Genomic DNA, 9,308 nt, shown 5'->3' on the forward strand with positions numbered 1-9,308 from the left:
TGGGTAACTTTGTTGAGTGTTTTTTTGATTCTTGAGATTTGCTTAACTGAATTTCGCCAATAGTTTTTTTATCCTGCCCATTGCTTCCCTTAAATCTTCTTCTGAAGCTGCATACGAAAACCTGATGCATTCCGGGCTTCCGAAAGATACGCCGCCGACACATCCTACATGGGCATTTTCTAAAATAAACATCGCAAAATCATCGGCATCCTTAATTTCCGTCCCGTCAAGTGTTTTCCCGATGTAATAGGAGATATCCGGAAAGAAGTAAAATGCCGCTTTAGGCAGTACCACCTTGAATCCCGGGATTTCTGTGATTAAATCATACACCAGGTCCCTTCTTTTACGGAAAGCATCAATCATATATTTATACTCCGAAGGATCGGTTTTCAAAGCAACAATGGAAGCTCTCTGTGCCACCGTATTTGCCCCGCTGGTCATCTGGCCCTGGATTTTCTCGCAGGCCTTCGCAAGCCATTCCGGACACGCAGAATACCCGATTCTCCAGCCTGTCATGGCAAATGCCTTGGACATTCCGTTGATTACGGCAGTCTGCTCATAGACTTCCGGAAACTGGGCGATGGAAGTGGTTTTTGTTTCGTAGTTGATGTATTCGTAAATTTCGTCTGAAATTACCGTTACATGGGGATACTTGGCAATGACTCTGGCCAGGGATTTCAGTTCGTCATAGGTATAATATCCCCCGGAAGGGTTACACGGCGAACTGAACAGCACGGCTTTGGTTTTATCGGTAATGGCTTCTTCAAGCTGCTCGGCTGTGATTTTGAAATCCGTAACATAAGAAGTGGGTAGCATGACGGAGGTTCCGCCCATCATTTTTACCATTTCATCATAGCTTACCCAGTACGGATTGGGGAGGATGACCTCGTCACCATCGTTAAGAAGTGCTGCCAGAACATTTAAAATAGCCTGTTTTGCACCGTTTGACACACAGATCTGTGAAGGTTTATATTCTAAATGATTGTCTCTTTTCAGTTTATGGGAAATGGCTTCCCGGAGCTCTAAAAATCCCGGAACAGGAGAGTAGTGGCTGTAGTTTTGGTTGATGGCATCAAAAGCGGCCTGTTTTATATTGTCGGGCACATCAAAATCCGGCTCGCCCAGGGTCAGGCTGATAACATCTATTCCGCTGGCTTTCATTTCTCTGGCCTTATTTGACATGACAAAGGTTTGAGAATATCCTAATCTCTCGACCCTTTCTGAAAGTTTATTCATAAAGTTTTGCATTTGAACAAATATATAATAAAAACTTAGAGCCGGTTTAAATTTTAGTATTGAAACTTTAGAAAAAACTTTTGACATCGATTTTAAATATCTTCCCTGTGAGGTTAAATAAAATCTGCCTGATTGCTGTAACCTGAGATAAATTATGTTTTGAAATCCATTTAAACAGACTCTTAATTTGAATACAATGTGAATAAAAACTTATTTTTGCTTTTTATAATATTTCACATGTCTACAACGTTACTATTAAAATACTTCCCTGAACTTACAGAAACACAGATCCAACAGTTTGATAAACTGGAAGAACTGTACCATGAATGGAATGAAAAAATCAATGTGATTTCAAGAAAGGATATGGAATCCCTGTACGAAAAGCATATTTTACATTCATTGGGCGTCGCAAAAGTGATGGAATTTGCACCCGGAACAAAGGTGCTGGATATCGGGACCGGCGGCGGCTTTCCCGGAATCCCTTTGGCAATTTTATTTCCGGAAACCCAATTTACCCTCATTGATTCCATCGGTAAAAAAATCAGTGTGGTGCAGGCAGTGGCAGAAGGGACCGGACTGAAAAACGTGACGGCCATTCACGGAAGGGCTGAGAAAGTAAAGGAAAAATTCCATTTTGTCGTGAGCCGTGCCGTAACGCAGATGCCGGAATTTTTAAAGTGGCTGAAAGGCAAATTTGAAAAAGAGCAGTTCAATTCCAGGCACAACGGGATTTTATATCTGAAAGGCGGTGACCTTGCCGAAGAGCTTGCCGGCCTGAGATGTGAAATTTTTTCGCTTAAAAATTATTTTGACGAAGAATTTTTTGATACCAAAAAAGTAGTCTACGTATCAAAAGGTAATTTTAATTCTTAAATATACGCTGCCGGGGAACACTATTTGATGGAATAATACTGATAATCAAAAATTTGTAGTTATGAAAAATCTTTTCTCTCCTGGATTTTCTGCATTGGTTTTAGGGTTATTTTTAACATCGTGTCATGACGATGACGACTATCAGACGATAGAATCTGCAGATAAGATTAAAATTGACAGTGTAAAAATTGTTAATGATACCATGAATGTTTACGGAATCCAGAGCATCAGGACATACTCTACGTACCCGTCCCAATGTGAAGGGTTTTACGGATATGATTATGTTCAGAGCGATAACCTGACAAGAACGGTTACCGCTTATAAATACAGTACAAACGGGCCCTGTACACAAAACAGTTATACAGCAGCCAGCCAGATTAATTTCAGTCCGCGCCAGACAGGGACCTATACTTTTAAATTCTGGAACGGCGGCAACAGCTGGATCACCAAAACAATTGTAGTTGAATAAATAATGAAATGGATTTTTGCAGCCTGTTTTCTGCTTTCCGGTGTTTTATACGGACAGAAAATATATTGGGAAGAAGGACGGAAACTCACCTGGGATAATTTTAAAAGCAGGACCAACAACCAGCTTGGCTCCAATGTAGTGGCCTATACCAACTGCGGCTGGTCTTACTCCTACGTGAAATCTTCAAACCCGAAAGCCCCTATCAAAATAAAAGTCGAGACTGTTTTTAATGAAAACCAATCCTGGAAAGATGTAAAACGCATCAATAATTATGTCCTTCTGCATGAGCAGAAACATTTTGACGCGGCAGAAGTCTATGCGCGCAAGCTGCGGAAAGAAATTGCGGAGAAGATCAGAACATCCTCGGATTTTGACAAGTATTTTAAAACCATCTACAACCGCATCCTCAAAGAATACCAGACGTTCCAGAAGACCTATGATGCAGAAACCAAAAACGGGATGGTGGAAGAAAAACAGTCGGAATATAATCGTATTATTGCTGAAGAATTAGAAAACTACAAAAGCTATAAAACGTCTTGAAATTCCTAAATAAAGTCATCACAGAATTACTGGCACAGAACCGTGATCTCTCAGATTTCAATATGGTGCTGCCCGGTAAAAGGCCGGTTGTATTTATCCGCCGGATCCTGGAAGAAAACAATTATTCCGGTTTCCTGCCTCACTTTTATACAATTGAGGAACTCGTAAGTACCATTGCCGACAAGCAGGAAATTCACGGGATTTCCCTGTGGCTGTTTGCCTTTGATGTGTACAAAAGCCTGAACCTGATTCCCAATGATGAATTTTCCGAATTCCTGAAGTGGTTCCCCACGTTACAGAAGGACTGGGATGATATCCTGAAGTTTTCAGGAAATGATGAAGCGGTTCTTGAGTATATGTTTGATGAAGAAAGGATCAAGGAATGGGCGCAGGATTTAGGGGAAGATGATGATGTACCGAGAAAGAAATTCCTTACTTTCTGGAAAAACATGAATATTTACCTGCCTGTACTCAAGAAAAGGTTACAGGAAAGAAACTGGGCTACCTCCGGAATGATCCACGAGACGGCAGATAAAAAGGTAGTTGATTTTGCTAAAAATATACAGCAGCAGTTTATTTTCTGTGGCTTCAATGCTTTTACGCCGGTAGAGGAGAAGCTGGTACGCAGCCTTTTGCAGTGGAACAAAGCACAGTGCTTTTTCCAGGCAGACCGTTATTATTTTGATGACGAAAGGCAGGAAGCCGGAAAATTCCTGAGGAACCATAAAATATGGAAAGAATTTACCGATGAACGTCCTTTTGGATGGATTGAAGAAGATTTTAACCAGCCGAAAAATATCAAAGTTTACGAAGTATCCGGAAATATTACCCAGACCAAGATCCTTCCGGAAATCCTGAACGAAATAGAGAACAAGACCTACTCCAATACGGCGGTTGTGTTATTGGATGAAAACCTGCTTCCGGCCAGCCTGGATGCGATGCATGGCGTTCAGAACCTGAATATTACCATGGGTTTCCCTCTGAAGAACCTTTCCTTTTCCAATGCAGTCAAGCAACTGTTCTATCTCCAGAAGCAGCTGGAAAAAAACAGGTCTTCCTATTATTACCGTGATGTTTACCCGATTCTGGAAGAGCTTCCGAAATCCGCGGAGGATGACCAGATCATCAATAATTTTAAAGCCAGTATAGAACAGAGGAATATTGTTTATATTTCAAAAAAGCTCATGCAGGAACTGCTGGGAGCGCTTTCATATTATAATCTCCTTCAGAAAGCTGAGTCAACCAACATTTATCTTGATTCATTAATCGCCTTCTGCCAGCAGATAAAATGGCTGGAAATTGATGATATTCAGTATGAAAACGTTTCCCATTTCGAGAATGCGTTCAGGATGATCAGGAACCAGCTTTCCCAGTACAGCTTCGAGATCAGAATGGAAACACTGGAAATCCTGATCAACCAGCATATCAATTCGGAGAGTATTGATTTTCAGGGAGAGCCTTTGCAGGGGCTGCAGGTCATGGGGCTTCTGGAAACCCGTCTTCTGAATTTTGAAAATGTTATCCTGCTTTCTGTAAATGAAGGCAAATTACCGCTGGGGAATTCCCAGAACACCTATATTCCTTTTGACATCAGGAAGTTTTTTGATCTGCATACTTTTCTGGAGAATGACAGTATTTATGCCTATCATTTTTACCGCCTGATCCAGGATGCCCAGAATGTACACCTGTTATTCAATGCATTAAGCTCGGGAGTCAATACCGGTGAAAAAAGCAGGTTTATTACGCAGATTGAAATGGAAAGCTCGCACCATATCGAGCATCTGATTATTGAAAATTCATCTGAACCGATCATTACCCAGCCTATTGAAGTTTCAAAAACACCGGTTGTACTGGCGAGGCTTGAGCAGTGGAAAAAGAAAGTTTCGGCTTCCCATCTGACCAGCTATTTGTATAATCCCATCGATTTTTACCTTTCCAAAATTCTGAATACTTCGGAAAGTGACGAAATAGAAGAAGAATTATCGGTGAGGAATTACGGTAATCTTGTGCATTATACCCTTCAAGATGTTTATGAAGTATTAAAAGGTAAAGTCTTAAAAGAAAATGATTTAAAGCAGTCAATTGCAGTAATAGATCAATATATAGAAAGTGCGATCAATAAGCTGAAGCACCAGCCGGAATTTTATGAAAAGGGAATGAACTTTATTCATAAGGCAATTGCTAAAAAAGTAATTACAAATATTCTGGACTACGATCTGGATCTGGTGAAAACCGGAAATACGCTGGAAATTCTTGATATCGAAAAAAGATTTGAAGGGGTTGATTTCAGTCTTGATGAACAGAATAAAATTTCTTTTTTCGGGTTTATAGACAGAATCGACAGGCTGAACGGAACTTTAAGGATTATTGATTATAAGACGGCAAAGATCAAAAATCTGGTCGTTAAAATAGATGAAGACAAAGCAGATGAATATTTCCATAACAATGACCGGAAGCAGGCCCTGCAGCTGTGTATTTATCAGTATGTGGTCCAGAACCTCCCTGAATTCTGGGGATTCCCGATAGAGACCGGGATCTGGAGTTTTGCCGAAGCTAAAAAAGGGGTAATTTCTCTTCAGTTTGAAAAAGGAGATATTGATGTGGCCATGAAATCGGTAAAAAGCCTGATTGAAGAAATCCTGAATCCGGATATTAATTTTATTGAAAGGCTGAAACCATATTCCGGTTAATACAAGTCTTTTTACTGCAATACAAAAGAGCCTGATAAAATATCGGGCTCTTCATTTATTTACTTGTTTGTTATATTTATCAATATTTAGAAAGCATTAATTCCGGTAATATCCATGCCTGTAATCAGCAAATGAACATCGTGGGTGCCTTCATAAGTAATAACCGATTCCAGGTTGGCCGCATGCCTCATCATCGGGAATTCGCCCATAATTCCCATTCCGCCAAGGATCTGTCGGGATTCCCTTGCGATATCAATAGCCATTTTCACATTGTTTCTTTTCGCCATTGAAATCTGCGCCGGTGTGGCTTTATGGTCATTTTTAAGGTTTCCCAACTGTAAGCAGAGCAATTGTGCCTTGGTGATTTCAGTTAAGAATTCAGCCAGTTTTTTCTGCTGCAGCTGATAGGAGCCGATCGGTTTCCCGAACTGCCTTCTTTCTTTGGAGTACTGAACGGCAGTACAGTAGCAGTCAATCGCCGCCCCGATAACCCCCCATGAGATTCCGTATCTTGCAGAATTCAGGCAGGATAGAGGCCCTTTCAGTCCGGTAACACCCGGAAGCAGGTTTTCTTTCGGTACTTTTACATTATTGAATACCAGTTCCCCTGTTTTTGAAGCCCTTAAGCTCCACTTGTTATGGGTTTCCGGAGTGGTAAAGCCTTCCATTCCTCTTTCAACAATTAGTCCCTGCACTTTTCCTTCTTCGTTTTTACCCCAGACTACCGCAATATCGCAAATCGGCGAATTGGTGATCCACATTTTGGCACCGTTCAGAAGGTAATGGCCGCCCATATCTTTAAAATTGGTTTCCATAGAGCCCGGGTCTGAACCGTGATTAGGTTCGGTTAATCCAAAAGAACCGATCATTTCCCCGGCAGCCAGCTGAGGCAGGTATTTCTTTTTCTGCTCTTCAGAACCGAATTCATTAATCGGAAACATCACCAGTGAACTCTGCACGGAAGCCGCTGAACGTACGGCAGAATCTCCTCTTTCCAGTTCCTGCATGATAAGTCCGTAAGAAATCTGATCAAGCCCGGAACCTCCGTACTCAACCGGAATATAAGGGCCCAAAGCCCCGATTTGCCCCAATTCCTTCATCAGTCCCGGAATATCCGTATGATCCTGGGCTGCCTGGTCAATCCGCGGCATTACAGAACTCTCTACCCAGTCTCTGACCGATTGGCGGATCAGCTTATGTTCTTCGGTAAGTAAAGCATCAATCCCGTAATAGTCAGGAATGCTTGTAAGGGGATAATATGACATTGTAATTTAATTTTCCTAAAAATAGCACTTTTCATGAGTTCATGGAAACTTTTTTTACATGCATTTTATCAGCTGGTACTGAGCGGCTTAAATTGAAAGGACAGCAGTAAGCAATATTGTATCAGTTTTCTTCTTTGTTGGAAATAGGGTACTGATTGGCAGGATGGTAAATTCTGTTTTTAAACTTGTATAAATACGGCGCTTTGTTGGCAGAGCCGTCATATAGCTTTTCCAGTCTTTCTAAAATGTTAAGGCTTAATATCTTGCGTTGGAAATTGTTTCTTCTGAATGATTCCCCAAGAATAGTTTCATAAAGCGACTGCAGGTCTTTCATCGTAAATTTTTCCGGTAAAAGGTTGCTCGCGGCCACTTCGGTATTGATGTTCATCCTCAGGTATTCCAGTCCGGTTTCGATAATGCGGTCATGGTCGAAAGCCATCTGCGGAAGCTTGTTCACTTCAAACCACTCACAGCTTTCGTTAAAAGCATCAGGAAATGTATTGGCCATTGAAAAGTCGATCAGGCTGCAGTAGCCTACCGTAATAAACCGCTGGAAGATCCAGTGGTCTTTCGGGACTTCGATGCCTTTGTTATTGAGGAGAATCTGATGAACGTTGTTCTCTGTCCGGTCGATTCTTCCGAAGGTATGGAACTGTTTAAGGAAAATATCCTTAAGGTGTGTCCTTTCGTGTAAAACCCGTGCGGCAGCTTCGCGGAGATCTTCGTCATTAAAGACAAAACCTCCCGGCAGGGACCACAGATTCAGGTCGTGGTACTTCAGAAGTAGCACTTTGAGGATATTGTTATGAAAACCAAATATGGTGCAGTCTACCGATACATGTGCTACAAAGTCTTTTGTATCAATAAGTTCCTGTAGGGTTTCTTTATTTTTTTCGTTTTTGGCTTTCATGACAGTAAAAATAAAATTATTTTTCAAAAGTCCGGTCTGCAAGTTTAAAATAAATTAAACTTATGATCAGCAGTACAATAACAGCCGACAGAATATACAGCGAATAATACCCCAGCATCTGGTTTCCGAACAGAACAGACATCATAATAGAGCTCACAGAACTTCCCAGGGATGAAAAAATAACAATCAGTGAGGTAAAAAGATTGGTTCTGCTTTTATCAACCCGTGCAATCATTTTTGAGCTGATGACAGGATAGAGCGGCGAAAGGAAAAGGCCGGTAACAGGAAACAGAAACAGCAGTATTCCGGCATCGTTGGTCCCGAAGAACTGGATACCGCTAATGGTAGCCAGGACCAGAATAATGAGCGAGATGCAGGCGATGTAATATTTCGACAGAGCAAACCTTTGGATCAGATGGGCTGTAATGATTCTTCCGAGATAGGAGAAAACAGCCATTAACGATGTAGCCTGGAGTGAAAAAAAAGAATTTACCTTCAGGTGGTTTTTATAAAATGAAGGAAGCCATGAGTTGAAGCTCTGTTCTATAAATACAATGGAAAAAATAATCGCTAAAAATATGACCATCAAAGGGTTAATGAGCTTTAAAAGCTCCTTGCGCATATTCTCTTTTTCGATTCGGACAGATTCTGAAACTGGAAGCCTTGAAAAAAGGAAGATGGTGATGGCCGACAGCAATGAAATGGACAAAAACCCGAATTTCCAGAATTCGGAAAAGCGACTGGAAATCAGTGATCCGAAACCGATATTCACGACGAAAATACCGATCATAAAAGAAGCTTCAACACTGTTCATGGTCTTGGCCAAAGATTTTTCATCTGAAATATTATGCCTGATAATTCCGTATACACAGATTTTCCCGATGGCAAAACAGGTCCCGACGATGGCAAACCATACTTTATAAAACCAGAATACTTCCACAAACGGCAGGATTAATGAGCAGATCCCGACAATAGACAGGGCAAGGATGAGTGATTTTTTAGTCCCGAACCTGCTGATAAAATTTACGGCAAAAAGGGAAATAAAAGCAATCGGCAGATCTTTAAAAGATTCCAGGAAACCGAGTTTTTCAAAGGTGATTTTTGCCTCGGAAAGCTGGAGGATAACAAGGCCCATACAGTTCAGCACCATTGAAAAAATAAGAAAAGTAAGTTTCAGCGGAAGGGAGATTCGGGCAGTGCTGGTCATCATTTTGGGGATTAATTTTGTTCTTTTTTATGATTTTTTATGAAAAGTACGATAAAAAATAGGCCTTTGAAGTCCCAAAAATAAAGGAAAAATTAAAATATTTATTAAGATAATGTTA

The 9,308-nt window shown here is 40.9% G+C and carries 8 protein-coding genes; 4 read left to right on the forward strand and 4 right to left on the reverse strand.

Features of this window, described 5'->3' with window-relative positions:
- Positions 1–42: 42 nt before the first annotated feature.
- Entirely contained in the window at positions 43–1,236 is a 1,194-nt protein-coding gene (locus ASE55_RS12330; protein WP_056219976.1) for a pyridoxal phosphate-dependent aminotransferase, read from the reverse strand.
- A 237-nt stretch (positions 1,237–1,473) separates the two neighbouring features.
- On the opposite strand from ASE55_RS12330, the gene rsmG reads away from it, so the two are divergent.
- The 4 genes from rsmG (at position 1,474) to ASE55_RS12350 (ending at position 5,808) form a co-directional block, all read left to right on the forward strand.
- Positions 1,474–2,109: a 16S rRNA (guanine(527)-N(7))-methyltransferase RsmG gene (gene rsmG, locus ASE55_RS12335; RefSeq protein WP_056219979.1), complete on the forward strand. Its 636-nt coding sequence runs from the start codon at positions 1,474–1,476 to the stop codon at positions 2,107–2,109.
- A 61-nt stretch (positions 2,110–2,170) separates the two neighbouring features.
- Positions 2,171–2,578: a hypothetical protein gene (locus ASE55_RS12340; protein WP_056219982.1), complete on the forward strand. Its 408-nt coding sequence runs from the start codon at positions 2,171–2,173 to the stop codon at positions 2,576–2,578.
- A 3-nt stretch (positions 2,579–2,581) separates the two neighbouring features.
- Positions 2,582–3,118 (forward strand): hypothetical protein, encoded by a 537-nt coding sequence (locus ASE55_RS12345; protein WP_056219983.1) that lies wholly within the window; start codon positions 2,582–2,584, stop codon positions 3,116–3,118.
- Positions 3,115–5,808, forward strand: coding sequence for a PD-(D/E)XK nuclease family protein (locus ASE55_RS12350; protein ID WP_056219986.1), 2,694 nt, complete (start codon positions 3,115–3,117; stop codon positions 5,806–5,808). Before ASE55_RS12345 ends, ASE55_RS12350 begins: the two co-directional genes overlap by 4 nt.
- An 86-nt stretch (positions 5,809–5,894) precedes the next feature.
- On the opposite strand, the gene ASE55_RS12355 is transcribed toward ASE55_RS12350, so the two are convergent.
- The 3 genes from ASE55_RS12355 to ASE55_RS12365 all read right to left on the reverse strand — a co-directional run bounded on the left by ASE55_RS12355 (position 5,895) and on the right by ASE55_RS12365 (position 9,193).
- Positions 5,895–7,073 carry an acyl-CoA dehydrogenase family protein gene (locus tag ASE55_RS12355; RefSeq protein ID WP_056219989.1) on the reverse strand — a complete coding sequence of 393 codons (1,179 nt, stop codon included), beginning with the start codon at positions 7,071–7,073 and terminating at the stop codon, positions 5,895–5,897.
- Positions 7,074–7,194: 121 nt separating this feature from the next.
- Positions 7,195–7,983, reverse strand: a complete 789-nt coding sequence (locus ASE55_RS12360; protein ID WP_056219991.1) for an NUDIX hydrolase — start codon at positions 7,981–7,983, stop codon at positions 7,195–7,197.
- A gap of 16 nt (positions 7,984–7,999) precedes the next feature.
- Entirely contained in the window at positions 8,000–9,193 is a 1,194-nt protein-coding gene (locus ASE55_RS12365) for an MFS transporter (protein WP_238585046.1), read from the reverse strand.
- Positions 9,194–9,308 lie beyond the last annotated feature (115 nt).

Origin of the sequence: Chryseobacterium sp. Leaf201 (assembly GCF_001421435.1) — a bacterium.
GTDB lineage: Bacteria > Bacteroidota > Bacteroidia > Flavobacteriales > Weeksellaceae > Chryseobacterium.

Excerpts from the sequence above, each read along its gene's own strand:
- ASE55_RS12340 (WP_056219982.1), top strand. The coding sequence starts at position 2,171 with ATGAAAAATCTTTTCTCTCCTGGATTTTCTGCATTGGTTTTAGGGTTA.
- ASE55_RS12365 (WP_238585046.1), bottom strand. The coding sequence starts at position 9,193 with ATGATGACCAGCACTGCCCGAATCTCCCTTCCGCTGAAACTTACTTTT.
- ASE55_RS12330 (WP_056219976.1), bottom strand. The coding sequence starts at position 1,236 with ATGAATAAACTTTCAGAAAGGGTCGAGAGATTAGGATATTCTCAAACC.
- rsmG (WP_056219979.1), top strand. The coding sequence starts at position 1,474 with ATGTCTACAACGTTACTATTAAAATACTTCCCTGAACTTACAGAAACA.
- ASE55_RS12360 (WP_056219991.1), bottom strand. The coding sequence starts at position 7,983 with ATGAAAGCCAAAAACGAAAAAAATAAAGAAACCCTACAGGAACTTATT.
- ASE55_RS12355 (WP_056219989.1), bottom strand. The coding sequence starts at position 7,073 with ATGTCATATTATCCCCTTACAAGCATTCCTGACTATTACGGGATTGAT.
- ASE55_RS12345 (WP_056219983.1), top strand. The coding sequence starts at position 2,582 with ATGAAATGGATTTTTGCAGCCTGTTTTCTGCTTTCCGGTGTTTTATAC.